The sequence below is a fragment of the Roseibium sp. MMSF_3544 genome (assembly GCF_030732845.1).
Classification (GTDB): Bacteria; Pseudomonadota; Alphaproteobacteria; order Rhizobiales; family Stappiaceae; genus Roseibium.
In genome coordinates this window covers 388,568-409,294 of record NZ_JASHKA010000002.1, presented here as the reverse complement: position 1 = coordinate 409,294, position 20,727 = coordinate 388,568, and the positions used below count along the sequence as shown (strand labels likewise).

Genomic DNA, 20,727 nt, shown 5'->3' with positions numbered 1-20,727 from the left:
GACAATACGAAAACAAGAGTGTTCCGGAGGCAAATCGATTATGGCGACGCGTGAGGCGGCTATCAAAGCTGTCACCAGGTATTACGACGCTGGGGAATTCCGGACCGAATTGGCTGAGCGGGTTGCGGTCCGGACATCCAGCCGCGAGGAACAGTACCAGAAAGAGCTGCGGCGCTATCTGGACGAACTGATGCGGTCACGCTTCGAAGCGACGGGGTTCTCCGTCGACCTGCACCCCAATCAACTGCTCGAACGGGCACCCTTCCTGGTGGCCAAGCGGGTCGAGGATCCTGCCCTGCCCACTCTCTTTTGCTATGGTCATGGCGACACCGTCCCCGGCGAGGACGGCAGATGGAGCGACGGGCGCGATCCTTGGATCCTTTCGGTCGCCCAGACACCAAGCGGCGAACGCTGGTACGGCCGGGGGACTGCGGACAACAAGGCGCAGCATGCCATCAACATGGAAGCCATGCGCCATGTCCTCGAAGCGCGGGGCAGCCTTGGCTACAACGTCACGTTCCTGATCGAAACTGCCGAAGAGATGGGGTCTCCCGGGCTTGCCGAGTTCTGCCGCGAAAACCGCGAAATGCTCGCAGCAGACCTGCTGATCGCCTCGGACGGTCCACGTTTTTCGACCGACGGACCGGACATAAAACTCGGCACGCGCGGCGGGTTGAACCTTCGCTTCCGGCTGGACTACCGTGAGGGCGGCCACCATTCCGGCAACTGGGGCGGTTTGCTGGCCAATCCGGCAATCGTGCTCATGCACGCGCTCACGACGCTTGTAAGCCGGACCGGCGAAATCCTGCATCCGGGTCTCAAGCCAGACAGCATCAAACCGTCAGTGCGCGATGCCCTTGCCAAGGTCACGGTCACGTCCGGCGCGGACGATCCGGACATCGACCCCTGGTGGGGTGAGCCGGGCCTGAGCGGGGCTGAAAAGGTCTTCGGCTGGAACACCTTCGAGGTGTTGTCCTTCATTACCGGCGACCCCGAGAGACCGCAGAACGCGGTCCCGCCCTTCGCGGAGGCCATCTGTCAGATCCGGTTTGTGGTCGACACCGATCCCGATACTTTCCTGCCGCTGATCCGCCAGCATCTTGAAGACGAGGGTTTCAGCGGCATTACGGTCGAACCGGCCCGCATGTCGATGCTGCGCGCCTCGCGCCTCGACCCTGAACATCCTGCGGTCGATTGGGCAGTCAGATCGATCGAGAAGACCACGGGCAAAGCGGTCACGATCATCCCCAATGCCGGCGGCTCGTTGCCGAATGACATCTTTCTCAACATCATCGGCATGCCGACGATCTGGGTTCCGCACAGCTATACCGGCTGCTCACAACATGCTCCGGACGAACACGTCCTGCCGCACCTGATGAAGGAGGGCCTTCAGATGATGACGGGTCTGTTCTGGGACCTGGGAGAGGGTTTTCCCGCGATGGAACACCAACCACGGTGAGCCACGAAGCCTTTGGGGCGGATGTGTGAAAGGCGATGTCGTGCGTCCGCGGACAAAGTCATTTGGACGCAATCCGTGCCATCTGCAGGGCATCGCAGTAGCCTTCCTCGGTCCGAACATAGTCGCGCAAGCGGCCTTCCTCTTCAAAGCCGAGTTGGCGGTAGAGTTCGATGGCGCGCGTGTTGTCCACCCAGACAATCAGGCTTAAGCGCCTGATCCGGTAAAAACCGTCACACAGCCGGATCACCTCTTCGATCATGGCGCGGGCAATGCCCTGTCCTTGCCGCTCGCCGTGGGTCACGACCATGTTGAGCTCTGCCGCATGGGCCGCACGCGGGATGTTTTGATGCAGGACAAGCTCCGCGAAACCAATGACCTCCCCATCGCTCTCTGCAACGATCTGCACCAGGTTCGGATCGGCGGCCAACCGGTCTTCAGTGTTCTTGAGCCGCATATAGGGCAACCGCATCGACCCGAGGACAACGTGAGGGCTCGTCAAAATTGCGTGCAGCTGAGGTGCGTCCACGGGTTCGGCGTGGCGTAATTTGTAATTCATCAAACCCTCCCTGGGGCGTCGCGGCCGCTAAAGAAACGGCCGCTCTCTTGGTCAGAATAGATCCGATCATGCGCGCCGGACCAGTCCCGCAAGGTTCAAAGACCCGTCCGCTTGGGCAGCGGAACATACATGTGCACGTGGGTCTGAGTGGAGAATTCCCCCGTCATCGGGCCGTGTGTTTTGCCGTCGCTGTGCCAGGCGATCGCCAATTCGGAGATCAGCTGCTCGCCGGTCAACTGGAGACAGGGTGTGATGACTCGAAAGAATTTTGCATTCCCGTTTTCGTCGGCCGTGAAGACATTCTCGGTCCCGTCCCTGGACCCGAGCGGCGTGTCGTAAAACCCGAGAAAAGGCTCGGTCGGCGGCCAGATCGCAAAATCATGCCAGACGGTGTAGAGGCCGTTCGGGACAAGGTTTTCAAAATTGAGATTCACAACGCCCCTGCCGTTCGCACAGGTGTAGTGTCCGGTTCCCTTGGCCTCGAACCACTCACCCAGTGTGATGCCGAGTTTCTTGCCCTTAGGCCAGGGACCCGTGTTCTCGGTCTGAAGGGGCGTGTGCGGAACGGCATCAGCAGGCGCGTAAAGGGGCGCATCCATGTCGCGCGTTGCACCGGTGGGACGAAAAACTTCGCCCGATCCGGCAACCTTCTCGAAGAATACATCCTGCTCGGCCAGTTTTTCATCGATGTGGAAAATGAAGGCCAGCGTCATGCCTTCGTCCATGTCATATCCGGCATCGGCCGAGACCATTTGAACGGCATCGTCGGCCGCCGAGGGCAGCACGGTTGAAAGGGCAAGTGACATTGCCAAAAGTGTACGTCTCATGTGATTTCCTTTCAGGTTTGGTTTGGGCGCCCGGACGAACCTTTGTGTCCGGGGCGTGGTGGCCTGCATTTTCGCGGGCCGGACAAGGTCCGGTGTTCCTGCACGGAGCACCGGAACAGTGTTTCGAGGGTTTCGTTATTGGCCGTGGTTGGGCGGGGGTTGCGGTGTCAAACCGGACGGAACCCGAGCCGGAACCAGATCGCTTCGCTCCCGCATGGCCGGATCGGTCAGGCTTTCCAGAAAGGCGACCAATTGGGCGACCTCCCTGTCACTGAGATCGACGATTCCAAGATCGTTTGCGCCGGCGATACGGTTTCTGAGGCGGTCGTTGGACTGAACCCAGGTGTCGCGACGATCGAAAGCGTTCCGGCGGGCCGGATTGAGCGGCCTGAAGATCAGCTGTGACCCCTTGCCGGTCTGCTCGATGACGTCACCCAGCTCCGGCAGCTCTGACGAGCCATACGTATGAAGTGAGGTTTCCGGGTCGAGATGATGGCGGACAACAGCTTCCAGAGTGTCATAAGCGCCCGAATGGCCCCACGGTCCCGTCAGCGCAACATTCAAGAGAGATGGCGTCCGGAAGGCGAAAAGGTCTTCCTTTTCAAAGGTGACGCGAAAGCGCCCCTCATCCTCTAGCCGGTCCATGAAACCGCTTGCGCGCCAGTAGCTTGTGTCACTGCCGTGACCCTTTCCCGGACCGGTTTGCGGCATCGCGATCGCGTGAAAGCCGTGGTCGGTCATGAGCGGGCCTGAATGGCAGTCATCGCAGCCCGCCCGGCCATAGAAGAGTTCGATACCGGACCAGACATCCCTGCTCAACCTGGCAAAGTCACCGTCGCGCAGGGTCTGTTCAAACGGGCTGCCGTTTGATCGGAAAGCAACCGCCTGAAAGGCCGCAAGTGCGTTTGCCGCCTGTACGAATGTGATCTCGCCGGAACCGAAGGCGTCGTGAAACATCTCACGATATTCGCCAATCTCGGCGAGTCGCTGCGCCAAAAGCTCCCACGCATCGGCCGGCCGGTCCTCCGCGACGGCGGTTGCCACGGGGTTCTCACCCTTTTGTCCTGCCATTTCGACAGGCGAAAGAACGGGAAACATCGCCTGGGCCGCAAGCGGGCTGTCGAGGCCGTCCGGCAGATGTTCGCGCGCCGGGCTCCAGAACCCACTTTTAAAAACACCGTCCGGATCGGGTTCAAGGCGGCCATCGTGAAAGAAGGCCCTGTAGGAGCGCGCGCCGATGTTGTAGAGCGGCTGCGCATTTCGCGGCACGCGGCCGGTGACGCCGGCGGAGCTCGTCCGGCGTTCGGGTCCGAACCCCTTGCCACCCTCGCCGATCGACAGCGCCAGATCATCACCCGTCCCCCGGCTCGGATCGTGGCAGGTGCCGCACGAGATGTTGCGGTTGCCTGACAGGACCGGGTCGAAAAACAGCATCCGGCCAAGTTCCACCACGGCTGCGTCATGGGCTCCGTTGTTAAGATAGTCGGTATCTTTCAGCGGCGTTGGCAACTCGCCGGCCTCAGCGGCTACGATCGCCAAAAGCGCCGTGGTGGAAACCAGAAATGTTTTCGTGTTCAGACAGAACATCAGGTCACTCCTTCACTGGTGGGCACGGGTCGCCGGTGTCTCCCGGTCACCCTTTTGACCCTTTCCGGCAGACCGCCACCAGGCGGGGCGATGGCGTTTGTCGACTGAAAAATATGGACTTTTCTTCGACTTCCCGGGCGACGGGAGATAGATGACGATCTGGCCCGGCAACTTGCCGGAGACCCTCGTTCCAGACGTTGTTTCCGCCACGAACACATCGTCCGAATGGCTCAGTGAACGCAGGCAGCCGCCGTCTTGGGGTTTTTCGAAATCGAATGCGAAAGCAAGGCCAGAGGCGAATGCAATCGCCAGAGCGAGTGGTCCGGCAAGGGACCAACTTGGACGTTTCATTGAACTTCTCCCGAGGTGTCAGGCCGGTTCGGTTCGCGTGTGTCGAACCCTGGGTTCCAGGCTGTTCTTCGTCGCCAGACACACCTGCTCGATATGCCTGTGATCCGTGCCGCAGCATCCGCCAAGCACAACGAGTTGCGGCATGAAGGCCTTGAGTTCGGCGTAGTCACGCCCGGTCTCGACCGGACTTCCGTCGTCAAGCTCTTCGGCTTCGTCGAGTTCAGCATGGCTGAGGCGCGACGCGTTGGCGCGGATCCCGCAGATCCGGTTTCGCCAGTCTCCGCCTGCGCGCAACGTTTCGATGAAGTGATCCGGGTGGGCACAGTTCAGCATGAAGTAAGCCGGTCCATAGTCGGTCCTTGCATCAACTTCATTGATTGCCGCGCCAAGAGGTTGACCTGTCGGCAGACGCCCGTCCGTTTCAACCGTGAACGAGATCACGACCGGTAAGCCGTGTCCCTGTGCCGCCCGGACGATCCCGATCGCTTCCGGAGTGTTGTTGATTGTAATCGCGGTCACCAGATCGGCGCTTGTGGAGGCAAAGGCACCGATCTGTACGGCGTGATAGGCTTCCGCCTCCTCCGGCAGCATAAGCTCCCCCGGGACGTAACCGTCGCCGCGCGGGCCAATGCATCCGGACAGCACACTCCGCAATTCCGGGAACTCACCTCGCAAATCATCCATCAGGGTGATCGCGCGGCGGTTCAGCGCAACCAGGTCGTCCTGGCTGACGTCCAGTTTTCGAGCCCAGTCGGGGTTTGCCCGCCAGGTGGCACTTTCAAAGACGAAGCCGGTTCCGTGCACCGCTGCAACAGATGCATGGCTCCGGTAATACCGGCGGAGCGCGTCTTGTCCTTCTTCCGTGGCCAGCAACGGGAAAGCAGCGAACAGCGGCAGGTCGATCCCGTAATCGAAAATCAGCGTCGTTTCGATGCCACCGTCCGTGACAAAGAGGTCGCCGCTCATCTGCGGCAGGGTTTTTGCGAGTTGCTTCATGTCGCTTCTCCAATTGCGTTGACAGGAGAAGGATTGGCCAGGGACCGTTTTGCCTGCGTCACAAGTGCCAGCCGGGCTCTGGTCCAAACGTCAAATTTTCGCTAAATCGGCGATCCAGCCCACACTCTCAAAAAAGACTTGGTGCCGAACTTTCCGCAGAGCGTTGCGGCGAAACAGAAACGGCTCGTCGTCCTTTCGGTTCGCGCAGCAGCCCGTTGCGTATGAAACTGCGGCGAAACTTAAAGCAATTGTCGGGATAACGGCGATCTTCAGCTCGTCTGGCGGATCACCTTCGCCAGCAAAGTCAGACGCGCGGCGCGCATGCACACTTGGGCGAAGGGGTCAGTCGTCCGCCTCAAACGCTTCCAGCATTCGAGCCACTTTGGTTTCAGCCGTCTCGAAACGGTTCACGACCGCACGGCAGTGCGGGTTGAAACGGTAAACGTCCCGGAACAGGTCTCCGTCCTCGCGCACGCTTTCGACCGCATCCATCAGAAAGCCGAAGGACAGCGTGTCAATTTCCGTGCGCAGAAAGTCGCCATGCGTGACAACCTGGCCAATGTAGTGCGTCAGGAAAAGGGTTTCCGCCAAAGCCCGGTCGTGCTGATTGGCCGACATTTCCAGAACGACCAGTCCGACCGATTTCAGTGCGGACTTCACGGCATCGTAAGCGGCCGGTTCAAGCGAGTGATCGGTCAGGACGATACGCAGTCCTTCCAGGCTCTGGCCGATCTTCGAATAGCTGTGGGGGCCGAACATCGGATGCGTTGCAATGAAACGCAGCGGGCGCACGGATCGGGCCGAATGTGTTTTCAGTTGCTCGACCGTGTGCATTTTCACAGTTGCCACATCCACCAGCACGCTGCGCTCACCCAGCCTGGGGATGACCGTATCCAGGGTGTCGACGAACTGACCGATCGCGGTCGCAATGATTACGACGTCGCTCTTGCAAACGTCGTCCAGTGAAAAGAATCGGCTACCATCGGGCTCCGCGCGTCTGGAGTGAACGAGGACGCGGACCCCGGGCGCAAACCGGTTGGCAACCTCTTCTAGGAAAGCACCGAACTGCCCATAACCAACGATCCCCAGTGTTTCGATCATTCCCTATTGCCTCCGGACGGTTCCTGTCAGCGTCCGATTAGTTGTTTTTGTGCAGCGGGTAACGATTCCATACCGGCGACACTCGGATTATGCCGTTCTTGCTCGTGCGGGGTAGTCCGCACTCATGCCTTGTATCCGGGTGACCGTGTGCGGTACAGCCCCGTCTTCGCTCGCCACACCTCAAGGATAGGAGTGAAACCCGCGACCATGTCCGGAGCTGTGACCGGCCTTCATGGTGCCGAGCGTGTTTGAGTTCGGCTGCAGAAGCGCCCTAACCTCCGCAAGTTCGGCATCGGTCATAAGCGCGGTAGGATCCCGCTGCCTTTTTTTGGTTTCGATGGTCGCCAGTCGGTCGATAAGCGACTCCTTTCGGGCACTCTGCGTCGCCCTTCTTTTGGCAAGCTTCTTTCCTGCCGTTTTTGCGAAATTATAGCCCAGGCCGACGCCGGTGATGCACGCCACGATTTCGAATGCTTCCACAATCTTCTCAACGACCTGGAACACAGCAAGCGCCTGTTCAGCGCCGTCGATGGTTCTGGAGAGATAGTCTGCCAGAAGGCGGGCGTTCTGCTCGATCAGACACAAGGTCACCAGCATGCAGGTCTGCGCCTTGATGACATCGCCGCTGATCAGGGCATCTCGATATTTTTCCTGGTATTTCCTCGGAAAATTCCAGATTGATTGGTTTGGGAGGTTTCCGCCACCAATGAAATCCGCTGCAAAGGCCGCGATGGGTTGTTCGCGCCGATTGCGCGCGAGTTCCTGATGTTTGTCCCAGGTGTTTTCATAAAAAACGTTTATGCGATCGGCCGCGCGCTTCAGCTTGGTTTGCACCGGCCCCGTCAGAACGGACCGGTAATAGCCGGCTCCAAGCATGGTGACGTCAAGAAGCTCGTCTCGATCAATCATCGCGTCCTTTGTCTCGATGAGATCGCCTTTGATCCCAAGCGAAAACCAGAATTCCCAGACCGTCGGATCCCGCCTCCGTGTATCAAAGGGTCTTCGTAGCCTCAGCCAGACACCTTTGGTGTTCAATATATTGCGCACTCTCAAAAGATAGTCCGCCTCATCGGGATTGTTGGTCCGCGGCGTCAGAGCGTCCGCAGTCAGCATTTTCTTGTGATCGAGGCGGACAAAGGCATCCCGCTCCGAAACCTTTATCCGCTTGTCCAAGATCCGATAAGCCCGGCGTTTCTTCTTCGGGTCGTAGGCAACCAGGTTCCCCCCGCGTCCGATCACCGACGCCTCGATCGCTTTCTTGAATTCCTTCACATAGACCGGGTTCAGGAATTCCGCGTCGATAACCCTTTGAAGCTGAGCAACTTGCCGCTTCGACAACAAGCGCCTCAGGTAAGGCACGGTTGCGATGAGTTCCGTTACATCCGGCGCGCCTAGTTCTCGTGCTTTTCGAAGATTGATTTTCTCATTTGCCATTCGCCTTGCTCCTCAAAAGAACGACCGCTGGCATCGGCGGACCGCCCAAAGGACAAATCCGGCCCATGCCATCAGTTGAATTCAGAATGCACAGGCCTGTTCAGACCTTTGAGTTCCCGGCGATATCCCAGGCAAATTCCGGCGCCGCACCTTTCGAACCGTCGGGCTTTTGCTCGGTGTAGATGTATTTGTACTCGCCGAAGTTCAGAGAAACGCACTCGAACAGCCGCTCATCTTCACTGCCTTCATTGTTGATGCTCGTGACGATGATGTCCTTCATCTCGATCTTGACGTATTCAAGAGGGTTTTCTCCTGCGGCTTTACGGACAATCAGTGTCCCCTTGGAGATGTGTTTGCCGGTGGACAGGTGCTGCAACAAGACGGGTGACGACTTGTCGACATACTTGTTCACCGTGAGATCCATAAAGTGCGCCTTTCCCGATCCCGACCCGCCGCCCATATGCGTGGTGCCGGATTGCGTCGCTCCCCAGGACCAGGCCAGGACGTCAATCTCATCCTTGTGAGTCTTGTCCTGCGCTTCTCCCTTAATGCCTTCCAGTTTGAGAAAATGATCGACAGCCATGTTTGAAATTCCTTCTGTTTGTCTTGTCTGAGGTGTCCCCTCCGGCCTGAATGCTGTCGTGCGTTCAATTGCCGTTAGCCCAAGCTGTTCGCCCAGTGCTGAGAGGCCTGATCAATCACTCATTGGGATCCGCGCTGCGAGGTTACTGCTCGTGTTCAGCGGCGTGTTTCCAAAGCCCTTTTCGCGCGGCTCCTGCAAAGTGACCGGCATTGGATTAAGCGGGCCGCGTTTTGCGTGCGTCACAAAAGCTGGCGAAGCCGCTCCCGAAGCGTTAAATTTTCGCCAAATCGGGTTCTCGGGCGAGGCTGCTGGATGGATCGCGACAATTGTCTGGATATCCGGCTTTTGGGCCGGCTGGAGATACACTTCAAGGACCGTGTGCTGGCGTTCCCGACCAGGCATGCGGGTTTCCTGATCGCGCTCCTTGCGGTAGAAGGACCTTTACGCCGTGAGACCGCGGCCGCCCGGCTTTGGGGTGAGCGTGACGAGGCTCAGGCGCGAGCGTCGCTGCGGCAGACCATCTATCATATCCAGAAGGTCTTTTCCGCCGCTGGCGCGCCGGAACTGGAGGTTTCCCGACAAACGATCTCCCTGGGTCGCCACTCCTTCCGAACCGACATCGACGGCGTTCTAGACAGCCTTGCGACCAATCCCGCCTCTGCGGCAAAAGCTTATCGCGGTGAGCTTTTGGGTGATGTCGGACGCGTCGACCCGGCGTTTCAGGATTGGCTCGACCAGGAACGGCGCTCGCTGGACATGAAGATCTCGGAAGGCACGACTGCTGCCGCGCGGCAGTGTCTGACCAGCGGTGACTGGGCAAGTCTTGAAGCCGTTTCTTCGCTCAGCCTCAAGATCGATCCTTTCAATGAAGAAGCGCTTCGACATCGTATGGAAGCGCTTGCCCAAACGGAAAGACGGGCCTCCGCGCTCGCGCTTTATGAAGACTTCAAGGAAGCTCTGCAGTCCGCACTCGACATCGAGCCCGAACCGGCAACACAAGAGCTCCGCGATCAAGTTGCCAATTGGAACCCCGAGCCGTCGCCGGCGACCGCCCAGGTTCTCCCAACTTCAACTGAATCGGTCTTTCGCGAACGGCGCAGTGTCTCGCTGCTTGCTGTCACACCCTCCGACGTCGCTTCGGATCCGGAAGACTACGCTGCGGACTTCGCGCAGGTGAATTTGCTTTTAAAGGAGATCCTTCAAGACGGCTCGGCACAGGTTCTTGAGCAGGCCGGTCCTGCGGTTGCCTGTGTCTTCGGCGCGTCGGGGCTGGTTGAGCGTCACGCAGAGGCTGCCGCTCACACCGCAAGCGCGTTGGCAGAACGTGCTGTAGATGGATTGAAGATCGCGGTCGTCTCCGGCGACATTGTCGAGGCTGCTACCGAAGGTTCAGACGAAATTGACCTCACTGTCCTAGGCCCGCTCCTGGCAGAGGCGAATGTTCTGTTACAGACAGCCATGCCGGGGGAACCCGCATTCTCGTCGGCGGCGTCATCCAGACTGAAGGCTCGACCGACCCAAAAGTCGTTCATCGCCCGCAACGAAGAGCTGGAAGCCTTACAGTCCGCGTTCCTCCAGGCCCGCGAGGGACAGGCACAGGTTGTCGGTATCGTCGGTGAAGCCGGCATCGGAAAATCAACTCTCCTGCGGCAGTTTCTGGGTTCGTCCAGCGACGCTGAAATACTGATGATCGAAGGCTACGACCGCGAAGCATCACGGTCCTTCGGCGCCATCGCGCGGTTTCTCGCAAGATGGATTTCCGGCGGCGACGATCTGACCCGCGCTTCGGTTGACGAAGCCGTCGCCTCACAAAAGATCCGCGCCGTTCATCGAGACGTGCTTTTGGACCTGCTGGGACTTGCGACCGAGGCCGAACGCGACAGTCTGGTTCGCGAGGAACAACGTCTGAGGGTTTTCAAGCTGGCGAGCGAGATCATTCTCGGGGCGTGCGCAAGAGGCGAGACCATCCTTGCGGTCGAGGATGTGCACTGGCTTGACCGGGATTCAGCTGAATTTCTGGACCGTCTGATTGGAGAGATTTCGGGAGAGTCTCTCACGGTCATCACGACGTTCCGTCCGGAGTTTCAGGTCAGTTGGATCGGACGAAGTTCCTTCCGTCTTCTGCGCCTGACGCCATTCGCGATCGAGGATGCCGAAGCGCTGATTTCGCCCTGGATGACGGGTTTGTCCAACAGCGCGCGCGATCAGGTCCTGCGACGCGCAGCTGGGAACCCGTTCCTTCTCGTTGAGACCGCACGAGCCGTCGCCGGCGGCAGTGCAGATGCCATCAATGTCGTGCCCGCGACTATCCGCGACATTCTCAATGCCACGGTCCATCGCCTGACACCTGACGGGCGCCGAGTGCTGCAGTGTGCTGCGGTGCTGGGTTTCGAGGCGCCGGACAGCGCTATCGCCGCCCTGACGGATTTTGAGGAAACACGCCTGGACGACGCGCTGGCAAAACTCCGGCAGGAGGAGCTGGTGGTTCGAAGCGGGTTCGGAACTTCCTCGCGGCATCGTTTCCGTCACGCGCTGCTTCACGAAGCGGTCTATGCATCGATCCCCAGAGCAGATTCAAAGGTGCTGCATTCCCGGGCAAGCGCGCATCTTCAGGAACGTGAAGACATCGATCCGGCGGCCATCGCACACCACGCCTGGTGTTCGGAGGATTGGCCGGCCGCAGTCGAATGGTACCAACAGGCCGGCGACCGCTTTGCAATGCTGTCTTCCTACGCGCTGGCGGCCGAGGCCTATGGTCACGCAGTGGACGCGCTTGATAAATGTCAGGAGCATCAGGGCTCACAGCAGAAGCGTCTGGAACTTGCCCTCAGACGGCGCCCGGTTCTCGTTCCGCTCGGTCTTTATGAAACAGCCTTGGCGGAACTGGATAAAGCAGAGGCCATCGCCAATCAGATTGACAGCCGCAGTTTCCGCGTCGCTGTTCACATCAGCAAGAGCTACCTGTTCAGTACACATGGCTTTTTGAAAGAAGCCATTGTCCATGCCAGGCATGCGAGTGCCGCATGTGAACCGGAGGAACAGACTGCCTATGAGGCGAAGCTGGCTGAAGGTCAGGCCTTGTCGCTCATGGGTGACTGGCAGTCAACGATCGCGCTCCTTGCCCCGACCGTTCCCTTTTGGGAAGAGCACAGGCACGAAAGGTTCGGCCACACGGGAACGAGATCCGTCTGGTGCCACGGACATCTGTCAAATGCCTTCGGTCTCAACGGGCAGATCGAGGCAGCGCGCAGGCACGCTGAGCGTGCGTTCGACCTTGCCGGCGAAACCAGAAGGCCGCTCGACACCGTCTTCTCGCTCCACCTGCTTGGACGTGTTCAGCTCGTTTCGGGCAATCGCGAAGAAGCACTTTCGCTTTTGATGGAAGCCTTGCGCCGAGCAGAAGAAATCGATGCGCCTATCTTCCGGTCCTGGTTCGCGTGCGATGCGTTCCCTCTGCTTCTGGAGTCCGGGAGAACCGATGAAGCCAGCAATCTGCTGAACCGCCAGACCGAGGTGGCGAAGCAGCTCAAGCTGCACCAGTTTCACGGATGGCTCCGGCTGAACAAATCCGAGCTTCTGCGCAGCAGCAAGCGGTTCAGTGAAGCCGAAGCTGAAGCGGAAGCAGCTCTTTCTTGCGCAAGAGAGATCGGTGACCTTGTTCTGGAGCCGGCGGCGCTGAAGGTGCTGGCACAGTACGAAGACGAAGATGATCGTATGCACGCAATCAAGGATGCACAGAACCTTGCCGAGCAACGCGGCCTTTCGATGTTGCGTTGAAGACCCTCACCAACTCACTTTTCAACCGCGCCGGACGTTTTGACGGTTTTTTAATGCGCCAGGTCACCATTGGCGCAAGGATTTCAGGTGTATGTGACGGCGATTTGACGGGCCACAACGACATTGCGTGGTGTTCGCAGCAAGTCGCAAATTCATACTACGGCTCGTTTTTTTCAGAGTTACGGCACATAAAAGCAATCGATTTGAAAATCAGGAAATGAATTGAAAATTCAAATTTCTGAACGCATTATACAGACTATTTTTCAGCGACTTGCCTGCGAATTCTAAAGTTTTCTCTCATGAGACTTGAGGATCCAGCAAGATGACGTTTCACAATCAACATGCGCTTCAAATACTCAGCAGCAGTTACGCGGACGTTCCGAGCGTCCTGTCACAGCAACAGGCAAAAAAGGCCGCGCGCTACAACGCAAAACGGGCCCGCCGTATCGGTTGGTCGCGCCATTGGTCAGGCGTCTGCCGCGTGCTGAAAATATCTAACGGCCTCTTGCAGGCAGACGACTTCAGCCAGTTTGTTGCACAGTTCCAGATCTCCAGGAAACTCAAACCCGACGGCATGCTGGGAACGGACACCTGGCGGCGCATGCAGGGGGAAGCACGTGTTACGGTCAAAACGTTGCCAACGCCCCCCTGGCTGCCGGTTTCAGCCCCCGGGAGATCCCCGGTCAAGGCGATCGCTGTCGAAGCGCTGAACTTCGACGCGCCCTGGATGGCCATCGCCCTGCGTGAACGCGCGGCCAACTGGATCAATGACGACGGCAGTGCGATCGTCGAGGGCGACACGCGGGTTGACGAAGGCTATTTCGAAGCCTGCCCTTACATGGGAAAACGCGCCTGGGAGCGCAAGCTGAGCGACACACGGAACATCGACAATCATCATTGGTGCTCGGCATTCGTGAACTACTGCCTTCACACCGCGGGGTACAGTCACACCGGCAGCACGGGGGCTTTCTCGTTTCTGCAAAGACGGCGCTGGCGTTTCAAAGCCTTGAACGAACCGAAACGGGGTTGCGTCATTGTGATGAAGCACAACAAGAAGAAGTGGCACCACGTTGCGTTTCTCGATGAAGTCGGTGACCTGCCCTCAGACCCCAAAGGCGACATCAACTCCAAAAAGCACGAGGGCTATTCCATCCTGGGGGGCAACCAGGGCGGCAACAGCGTCAATTCAAAGGAGTTTTACAACTGGACCTTTTATGATGCGAAGGACCAGTACGGTAACAGATCACCCTACCTTTATCCGCTCAGGGGAGCAGATGAAGCAAACTGCAACGTCGAACTGCCGACCGCAGCACCCCACTTCTGCGGAGAGCAATGGCAATAGCGAGTTGTTTCGCTGTCCGGAAACCCGGCCGAAATAGGCAATTGGAAATCCAATAACCCGAGACGACGTTGAGCAAGACGCGCAGCGCGTGTCAATCGAGCACGATCTGTTCGAGACGGGTGGCCGCTTCCTTCAGCTTGGGAAGCTGGGCAATCAGACTGTCAATGTCGAGACGCGGCTTGGGCGCGTGGATGGATAGCGTTGTCATGAGCCTGCCCTGGTCGTCGCATATGGCAACGGCGACGGCGGTCATGTCGTTCATGAATTCCTCGTTGTCGATCGAAAAGCCGCGTTTCCTGGTCTCTGCAAGCTCGCGCTTCAGCTCTGCCGGCTCGACCAGCGTCTGGTCCGTCCTGCGTTCAAGCTCAACGGATGACAGAAACCGGTCAAGAACTGGGCTTGCCAGCGATGACAGGTACATCTTGCCGCTCGCCGTGCAATGGAACGGAACCTGGGTGCCGACCGGAAGCTGAATACGCAGCGGCCAGTGAGTCTCCACACGGTCCAGATACACCATTCCGTCGCGGCCGGGCGCGGCAAGATTGCAGGTCTCGCCGACACTGGACGCAAGATCGCGCATCACCCGTAGCCGTTCCGTCCGGATCCGCTGCGACGAAAGGGTGTTCGTGGACAGCTTTCGCATCCGCCGCCCCGGCCCGAACGATCTGCCATCGAGGCTGCGTTGCAGGAACCCCTCAGACTCGGCCGTGTGCAACAGGCGATGAATTGTCGGTTTCGGCAGTCCTAGCAGATCGCACAGGGTTGAAGGGGCAACTGGAACACCCGCCTTTGCCACTTCCTCAAGAATGACCAGCAAACGTAGATTTGTCGGAATCTTTCCGTCTTCTTCTTTTTCCTGGTCTTCTGACATACTCGGCAATCATCGGTTTGGTAACAACATCAACGCCAATTGAGGTGTCAAAGACACGACGATCCAGACACTAATCAGCGCAAACAGGTATGGAACCGTATAACGAAGTAGCCGGAAATAGGGAACTCCCGTGACACCGGAGGCGACATAAAGGTTGAGCCCATATGGCGGTGTGATGAAGCCAATAGACGCCCCAACCAGGAAAATCACGGAGAAATGGACGGGATCGACTCCGACCGAAGCAGCAATCGGGGCCAGGATCGGCGCCAGGATGATCGTGACCGGCAGGCTCTCAAGAACCATGCCTGAAACGAACACGATCACCATGGACGTGAACAGAACCGCGTGATAGCCGCCCATGGAAGTGACGAAGTCGCCAATCGTCTGCTGCGCGCCAAGCAGGGACAAGATCTGCTGCATGACAACCGAAATGGCAATGAGCGGCGCCAGAATGCCGGTGATCTGTGCCGAGCGGATGACGATGGACGGTACCTCTTTGACAGTGAACCCTTGCACCACCAGCATCTCGGCGTAGCTTTTTTCTGCCACGGGCCGTTCGCTGCGTTTGCCCATGATCTTGTTGAGTGGATAGCTGACAAATCCGGCAATCATGCAGAATCCGACCGTCACACCGGCCGCTTCCGTCGGCGAGAACTTGCCGGTGTAAATGCCCCACAGGACCAGCCCTATGGCGAAAAAGCCGAGCCAGGCACCGAAAGCGGTTTTCAGGATACGGCTGAAATGCAGCGGGATCAGAAAGCCCCAGCCGTTCATCCGACAAATGATCCAGCAAGCCACCTGCATCCCGATCACCATCAATGCTCCGGGGATGATCCCGGCAACAAAAAGGTCAGAAATCGGCAGGTTCATCAGGAAGCCGTAGACGATGAAGATGATCGATGGCGGAATGATAATGCCGACCGTGCCACCTGCCGCCGCCGTCGCGGCAGAGAAGCGCTCGTCATATCCACCCTTGACCATCTCCGGATGGAGCATGGAGCCGATCGTCGCGGTCGTCGCGGAGTTCGATCCCGAGATAGCCGCGAACAGGCCGCACGCCCCGAGCGAGGCCATTGCGAGCCCGCCGCGTATCCAGCCCAGAACGGCATAAGCGAAATCCGACAACCTCCTGGCTATGCCCGACCGGTTGATAAGGTCGCCCGTCAGAATGAAGAGCGGCATCGCCAACAGGGCAAAGCCCTTGTTGAAGACGTTCAGGAGTTCGGCGCCGAGATTGTCGAGCGTTAGTCCGAGCACGAAGGAACATCCGATCACCCAGTAGGCAATCACGAGAAAGACCGGAACGCCGATCATGAACAAAACAGTGACGCTGATGGAGATCAGGGTAACCCAGCTTGCATCCGTCATCAGGTATCCTCCCCGATGACGGCCGCTTTGATCAGCGGCCGGTCGCTGCGCCAATTGCCAATGTCATCCACCAGGTTCTCAAGCACCCGGGCTGCCAGCAGAAGGAACGAGAGAGGTGCGGTGATCAGGAACCACCACTGCATGACATTGTCCGTGCCGAGTACGATCTGAAAATTCGAGGCAGACAGGGCCGTCAGCCTTGTTGTGGTCACAAGAACGATGACAGCGAAGATGAACCACAACACAGCATCGAGGCACAGACACGCCATCTGGGCCCATCGCGGCATGATCATCCGGAATTCGGAAAAGCTCAAATGCGTTCTGAGGCGCACGTTAAATGCCGCTCCAAACCACGTCATGATCATGAAGAGAAGCGGCGGAATGGTGGTTGACCAGGGTTGCTGATTTGCGAAGACAAACCGGTCGATTACGCCCCAAAAGATAATGAAGGCGATGGCGAGATAGCTCCACACCATGATGGTGCGTTCCAGGTGCCGGTCCAGAAACGGGACCAACCGGTAAAGGCCGAGAACAAGCAGCCCACCGATCAATGTCGCAAATGCGCCGAGTACCCAGGCGGCATTCGATTTGAGCGCATTGCGGATTTCCCAACTGTCCTGCGACGCCAAGGCGCTCAGGATCGCACCAAGATCCGACCAGATTGACATGTGGCCCCTCCCATTTCCGCCGGTTTTCCGGGTCTGAATACAATTTGGGCCGGCGCGCTCCCGGCACGCCAGCCCAGATTGCCTAAGCTACGTTCAGCCTCTCCACCAGCGGCGCGGCTCCACGTTTTCCGGCTTCATGTCGGCGGGAATCCGCCGCGCGATGTCGTAGATCTCCTGGTAGGTGTCAATGCCACCTGCCCAGCCGTTCAACCGGTCGCGCCATTCCTGCCAAAGCTGAGGCTGGAATTCAGGCGAGCACATTTCCTCAGCCAGCTTGATTTCGCTTTCCGGCAGGAACGCACACCGGACATTGTTTTCGACAAAGATCGTGTCCGGAAGCTGCGGCTCGGAGAAACCGACCGTCTTGACGAGTGCCGCCTCGTTGGCCGCTTGCACATGAACCTGCGCCCAATAGGCGGACTCCATCACCGCATCCTGCAGCGGTCCTTCGAGGCTGTCGAAGACGCTGGCGGACATGGAGGTGTGCTCGGTGCCGCAGAAGAATTTCAGATCGACCGACTGGCTCACGACGGGCGACATGTTTGCATAGGCGACCGCGCTGGCCCAGGTTTCCGCACCATCGATCAGGCCCTGCTTCAATCCGTCGAGCGTTTCTTCCCAGGCGACCGGAACCGGGTTCAGGTTCAGGGCCTTCATTGCGATACGGCCGAGCTGTGTGCCGGTCACGCGGTTTTTCGTCCCGAAGAGCTGTTCAAGCTTGGTTACGGTCGGCCGCTCTTCCCATCCCAAACCAAGTTGGATGCCGCGCAGCTCGCAATGGCTGAAGAGGAATTTCAGTCCGTGCCGCTTTTCGAGCGGATCACGCAGGATGCGCTGGGATTCAGGGCTGTAGAGGAAATAGTACTGGGATGCCCTGCCCGGGAACATGAAGGCGTAATCCAGAACATTCAGATAGGGCGCGCCACCTGCGGAGTTCTGGGTGGACGCGGCGTAGATGTCGATGATCCCCTGCTGCGTCTTCTCCACACAAGACAGCTGGCCGCAGATCTGATTGTCGCCGATGAATTCGATGCGAATCTCGCCATCAGTGCGCGATTCCAGATCCCGGGCGAACTCGAGCGCGCCCGCCCGTTCGATCAGGAGGTTGCGTGCGTTGAAACCGGCAGCGCCGAACTTGAGTGTGTGTTTGGCCGGTTTTGAAAAGCGCTTATCGTATGTCGATTCTGCAGCCGACGCCAGGTTTGCAAGGCTCATGGCACCGCCAAATGTTCCAGCCGCCAGCAGTGTCGAGCTCATTCCGTAAGTGCCTGCAACGCGGAACAAATCGCGTCGAGAAATCCTGCTCAATTTGTCTACTACACTCATTGCTTCCTCCCTTTTCGCAATTTTTGAGACGTTTTGTTTCAAAAAATGCTAGTTTATTTTCCTCTTTTTGCATAGGCTTTTTTCAAAGAAATAATTGGGAGACCAAAAATGGAGGCTGATTTTGTCGTGATCGGTGCCGGTTCGGCCGGATGTGTCGTCGCCAATCGCCTGAGCGAAGACCCCTCCTGCAAAGTCGTCCTCCTGGAAGCCGGCGGCCCTGATCTGAACCCCTGGATCCACATTCCGGTGGGGTACTTCAAAACGATGCACAACCCCTCGGTTGACTGGTGCTACAAGACCGAACCTGATCCGGGCCTCAACGGACGCTCGATCGATTGGCCTCGCGGCAAGGTGCTGGGCGGATCTTCCTCCCTGAACGGGCTGCTGTATGTGCGGGGTCAGAAAGAGGACTATGACCGCTGGCGCCAGATGGGAAACGACGGCTGGGGCTGGGACGACGTTCTCCCGCTCTTTAAGCGCTCCGAGGACCAGGAACGCGGGGAAGACGAATTTCACGGCACCGGCGGACCGCTTTCCGTTTCAAACATGCGCATTCAACGGCCGATCTGCGATGCCTGGGTCGCTGCTGCACAAACGGCGGGCTATCCGTTCAACCCAGACTACAACGGCGCGTCGCAGGAGGGGGTCGGTTACTTTCAGCTGACAACCAAGAACGGGCGCAGGTGCAGTTCCGCGGTTGCTTTCCTCAAACCTGCCAAAGACCGGGACAATCTCCAGATCATCACGCATGCGCTTGTGAGCCGTGTCGACCTTCAGGGCAAAAAGGTTTCCGGTGTGACTTATCGGGACAGGTCCGGGGTGGAAAAATCGATTACCGTCAGGCGGGAAGTCATCTTGTCAGGTGGTGCCATCAATTCCCCTCAGGTCCTGATGCTGTCAGGTATCGGGGATCCCGGGCACCTGCGTGAAAACGGCATCGAGCCGTTGCACGAACTCTCCGGTGTCGGCCAGGGATTGCAAGATCACTTGCAGGCCCGGCTGGTCTACAAATGCAACGAACCGACCCTGAACGACGAGGTTCGCAGTCTCTACAACAAAGCCCGGATCGCCCTGAAATACGCTCTGTTCAGGGCAGGTCCAATGACCATGGCCGCAAGCCTGGCAACGGGGTTTTTGAAGACCAGGCCGGAGCTTGAAACGCCCGATATCCAGTTTCATGTGCAGCCCTGGTCCGCCGACAGTCCGGGCGAAGGCGTCCATCCCTTCTCGGCCTTCACCATGTCAGTCTGTCAATTGCGGCCGGAAAGCCGAGGTGAGATTCGCCTTGCCGGGCCCGACCCGAAGCAATACCCGAGGATCATACCCCGGTATCTATCAACGGAGACGGACTGCCGGACCATTGTCGACGGTGTCAAGATCGCCCGGCAGATCTCGCGGCACGCACCTCTGAACTCCAAGATCGCGGAGGAATTCCGCCCGGCCGCCAGCCTGGACATGGATGATGACGAAGGCACACTGGACTGGGCGCGCCAGAACAGCGTCTCGATCTATCATCCAACCGGAACCTGCAAGATGGGCACAAACGGCAATTCAGTGGTCGACCCGAAGCTCAGAGTGCACGGTATCGAAGGTCTTCGGGTTGCCGATTGTTCGATCATGCCCGACATCGTCTCGGGCAACACCAACGCGCCGGCCATCATGATCGGTGAAAAGGCATCGGACCTCATCCGCAGCGCCAGCGCCTAGGTGCTGCGGATCAGGCAAAACGGGCCAGCCACGCAGTGCCCGGAAAAGCGCATTCAAGAGACATGCGAAATTTAGAAAACCGGCATCACGTCACTGCGCGCTCGTCTCTGCCTTCAGTCCCGCAGACTGCAAAAGCTGAGTGAACTGTCCTTGATCCTGAATGCGAATCTCGCCGTCAGAACTGCTTTCAACCAGAAACCCCAATGCATCGAACCAGGCACCTTGAGAGGCCGCCTCGGCTGCGGTTTTCGCCGGTTCGCCTGTGACCCTTTCGACCAGACCCCTGGATTGTTCAACGATCTCACTTGCAGTCTCGCCGGTCAGAACGACCGAGAGTTCATAGACCTGCCCGGCTTCCAGCCTGACGTTTTCCGACGCAAGGTCGAGCGTGTAAAGTCCGGGTGCAATTTCGCCATCCAGTTCTATTTTGGCAAGGAGTGGTCCGCCGTTTGCAGGCTTCAGCTCAGCGCGCATTGCGCCCTTGTGGGGCGCAGCCAATGACCAGAGAAGTGCCGGGTGTTCGCTGATACTGATCCCACCGCCTTTGGGAATGAGAAGCTGAACCGTTCCAGGTTTTGCAAAGACCTCTCGCGTTCCCGCCCCTACCCGGTCACTTGGAGCGCCAGAAGCCGGCGGCACGAACACGATTGTCGTTGTCGCGGCCCCATCCAGGGGGTCCGTGTTTACCCAATAATAGAGAAGAGCACCGGCGCCCCCAACCATGGCCGCGACCAGCATCATGATTGTCGTGCGCAAAAAACCGTTCATCGAGAT

The 20,727-nt window shown here is 58.5% G+C and carries 17 protein-coding genes; 4 read left to right on the top strand and 13 right to left on the bottom strand.

Annotated features, from left to right (window positions below; all coding sequences use genetic code 11):
• Positions 1-40: 40 nt before the first annotated feature.
• Entirely contained in the window at positions 41-1,459 is a 1,419-nt protein-coding gene (locus RBB47_RS04465; RefSeq protein WP_305984541.1) for a M20 family metallopeptidase, read from the top strand.
• 58 nt (positions 1,460-1,517) lie between these two features.
• Here RBB47_RS04465 and RBB47_RS04460 read toward each other — a convergent pair whose 3' ends face one another.
• The 8 genes from RBB47_RS04460 to RBB47_RS04425 form a co-directional block, all read right to left on the bottom strand.
• Positions 1,518-2,015, bottom strand: a complete 498-nt coding sequence (locus RBB47_RS04460; protein ID WP_305984540.1) for a GNAT family N-acetyltransferase — start codon at positions 2,013-2,015, stop codon at positions 1,518-1,520.
• A 95-nt stretch (positions 2,016-2,110) separates the two neighbouring features.
• Positions 2,111-2,842: a hypothetical protein gene (locus RBB47_RS04455; RefSeq protein ID WP_305984539.1), complete on the bottom strand. Its 732-nt coding sequence runs from the start codon at positions 2,840-2,842 to the stop codon at positions 2,111-2,113.
• Between the two features lie 135 nt (positions 2,843-2,977).
• Complete coding sequence (locus RBB47_RS04450; protein ID WP_305984538.1) at positions 2,978-4,429, bottom strand: cytochrome-c peroxidase; 1,452 nt, start codon at positions 4,427-4,429, stop codon at positions 2,978-2,980.
• A gap of 12 nt (positions 4,430-4,441) precedes the next feature.
• Positions 4,442-4,780, bottom strand: a complete 339-nt coding sequence (locus tag RBB47_RS04445; RefSeq protein WP_305984537.1) for a hypothetical protein — start codon at positions 4,778-4,780, stop codon at positions 4,442-4,444.
• Positions 4,781-4,798: 18 nt separating this feature from the next.
• Positions 4,799-5,776: a homocysteine S-methyltransferase family protein gene (locus RBB47_RS04440; protein WP_305984536.1), complete on the bottom strand. Its 978-nt coding sequence runs from the start codon at positions 5,774-5,776 to the stop codon at positions 4,799-4,801.
• A 342-nt stretch (positions 5,777-6,118) separates the two neighbouring features.
• Positions 6,119-6,877, bottom strand: coding sequence for a prephenate dehydrogenase/arogenate dehydrogenase family protein (locus RBB47_RS04435; protein WP_305984535.1), 759 nt, complete (start codon positions 6,875-6,877; stop codon positions 6,119-6,121).
• A gap of 180 nt (positions 6,878-7,057) precedes the next feature.
• Positions 7,058-8,311 (bottom strand): hypothetical protein, encoded by a 1,254-nt coding sequence (locus RBB47_RS04430; protein ID WP_305984534.1) that lies wholly within the window; start codon positions 8,309-8,311, stop codon positions 7,058-7,060.
• A gap of 100 nt (positions 8,312-8,411) precedes the next feature.
• Positions 8,412-8,894: a type VI secretion system tube protein Hcp gene (locus RBB47_RS04425; RefSeq protein WP_305984533.1), complete on the bottom strand. Its 483-nt coding sequence runs from the start codon at positions 8,892-8,894 to the stop codon at positions 8,412-8,414.
• 312 nt (positions 8,895-9,206) lie between these two features.
• Between RBB47_RS04425 and RBB47_RS04420 the strand changes: the two genes are divergently transcribed.
• Both RBB47_RS04420 and RBB47_RS04415 read left to right on the top strand, forming a co-directional pair.
• Complete coding sequence (locus RBB47_RS04420; RefSeq protein WP_305984532.1) at positions 9,207-12,671, top strand: BTAD domain-containing putative transcriptional regulator; 3,465 nt, start codon at positions 9,207-9,209, stop codon at positions 12,669-12,671.
• Between the two features lie 322 nt (positions 12,672-12,993).
• Complete coding sequence (locus RBB47_RS04415) at positions 12,994-14,013, top strand: CHAP domain-containing protein (protein ID WP_305984531.1); 1,020 nt, start codon at positions 12,994-12,996, stop codon at positions 14,011-14,013.
• Between the two features lie 91 nt (positions 14,014-14,104).
• Here the strand turns inward: RBB47_RS04415 and RBB47_RS04410 are convergent, their stop codons facing one another.
• The 4 genes from RBB47_RS04410 to RBB47_RS04395 all read right to left on the bottom strand — a co-directional run bounded on the left by RBB47_RS04410 (position 14,105) and on the right by RBB47_RS04395 (position 18,177).
• Complete coding sequence (locus tag RBB47_RS04410) at positions 14,105-14,884, bottom strand: IclR family transcriptional regulator (RefSeq protein WP_305984530.1); 780 nt, start codon at positions 14,882-14,884, stop codon at positions 14,105-14,107.
• Between the two features lie 9 nt (positions 14,885-14,893).
• Positions 14,894-16,252 (bottom strand): TRAP transporter large permease, encoded by a 1,359-nt coding sequence (locus RBB47_RS04405; RefSeq protein WP_305984529.1) that lies wholly within the window; start codon positions 16,250-16,252, stop codon positions 14,894-14,896.
• The gene (locus RBB47_RS04400) at positions 16,252-16,920 is read right to left on the bottom strand and encodes a TRAP transporter small permease (RefSeq protein ID WP_305984528.1); all 669 of its coding nucleotides are present in this window, start codon (positions 16,918-16,920) and stop codon (positions 16,252-16,254) included. Before RBB47_RS04400 ends, RBB47_RS04405 begins: the two co-directional genes overlap by 1 nt.
• A gap of 93 nt (positions 16,921-17,013) precedes the next feature.
• Positions 17,014-18,177: a TRAP transporter substrate-binding protein gene (locus tag RBB47_RS04395; protein WP_305984527.1), complete on the bottom strand. Its 1,164-nt coding sequence runs from the start codon at positions 18,175-18,177 to the stop codon at positions 17,014-17,016.
• 177 nt (positions 18,178-18,354) lie between these two features.
• On the opposite strand from RBB47_RS04395, the gene RBB47_RS04390 reads away from it, so the two are divergent.
• A complete protein-coding gene (locus RBB47_RS04390; protein ID WP_305984526.1) occupies positions 18,355-19,953 on the top strand; it encodes a GMC family oxidoreductase in 1,599 nt (532 codons plus the stop codon).
• Between the two features lie 90 nt (positions 19,954-20,043).
• On the opposite strand, the gene RBB47_RS04385 is transcribed toward RBB47_RS04390, so the two are convergent.
• The gene (locus RBB47_RS04385; protein ID WP_305984525.1) at positions 20,044-20,721 is read right to left on the bottom strand and encodes a DUF928 domain-containing protein; all 678 of its coding nucleotides are present in this window, start codon (positions 20,719-20,721) and stop codon (positions 20,044-20,046) included.
• Positions 20,722-20,727: the final 6 nt, after the last annotated feature.

Coding starts and splice junctions, on each gene's coding strand:
- RBB47_RS04465 (WP_305984541.1), top strand. CDS start 41: ATGGCGACGCGTGAGGCGGCTATCAAAGCTGTCACCAGGTATTACGAC.
- RBB47_RS04460 (WP_305984540.1), bottom strand. CDS start 2,015: ATGAATTACAAATTACGCCACGCCGAACCCGTGGACGCACCTCAGCTG.
- RBB47_RS04455 (WP_305984539.1), bottom strand. CDS start 2,842: ATGAGACGTACACTTTTGGCAATGTCACTTGCCCTTTCAACCGTGCTG.
- RBB47_RS04450 (WP_305984538.1), bottom strand. CDS start 4,429: ATGTTCTGTCTGAACACGAAAACATTTCTGGTTTCCACCACGGCGCTT.
- RBB47_RS04445 (WP_305984537.1), bottom strand. CDS start 4,780: ATGAAACGTCCAAGTTGGTCCCTTGCCGGACCACTCGCTCTGGCGATT.
- RBB47_RS04440 (WP_305984536.1), bottom strand. CDS start 5,776: ATGAAGCAACTCGCAAAAACCCTGCCGCAGATGAGCGGCGACCTCTTT.
- RBB47_RS04435 (WP_305984535.1), bottom strand. CDS start 6,877: ATGATCGAAACACTGGGGATCGTTGGTTATGGGCAGTTCGGTGCTTTC.
- RBB47_RS04430 (WP_305984534.1), bottom strand. CDS start 8,311: ATGGCAAATGAGAAAATCAATCTTCGAAAAGCACGAGAACTAGGCGCG.
- RBB47_RS04425 (WP_305984533.1), bottom strand. CDS start 8,894: ATGGCTGTCGATCATTTTCTCAAACTGGAAGGCATTAAGGGAGAAGCG.
- RBB47_RS04420 (WP_305984532.1), top strand. CDS start 9,207: ATGGATCGCGACAATTGTCTGGATATCCGGCTTTTGGGCCGGCTGGAG.
- RBB47_RS04415 (WP_305984531.1), top strand. CDS start 12,994: ATGACGTTTCACAATCAACATGCGCTTCAAATACTCAGCAGCAGTTAC.
- RBB47_RS04410 (WP_305984530.1), bottom strand. CDS start 14,884: ATGTCAGAAGACCAGGAAAAAGAAGAAGACGGAAAGATTCCGACAAAT.
- RBB47_RS04405 (WP_305984529.1), bottom strand. CDS start 16,252: ATGACGGATGCAAGCTGGGTTACCCTGATCTCCATCAGCGTCACTGTT.
- RBB47_RS04400 (WP_305984528.1), bottom strand. CDS start 16,920: ATGTCAATCTGGTCGGATCTTGGTGCGATCCTGAGCGCCTTGGCGTCG.
- RBB47_RS04395 (WP_305984527.1), bottom strand. CDS start 18,177: ATGAGCTCGACACTGCTGGCGGCTGGAACATTTGGCGGTGCCATGAGC.
- RBB47_RS04390 (WP_305984526.1), top strand. CDS start 18,355: ATGGAGGCTGATTTTGTCGTGATCGGTGCCGGTTCGGCCGGATGTGTC.
- RBB47_RS04385 (WP_305984525.1), bottom strand. CDS start 20,721: ATGAACGGTTTTTTGCGCACGACAATCATGATGCTGGTCGCGGCCATG.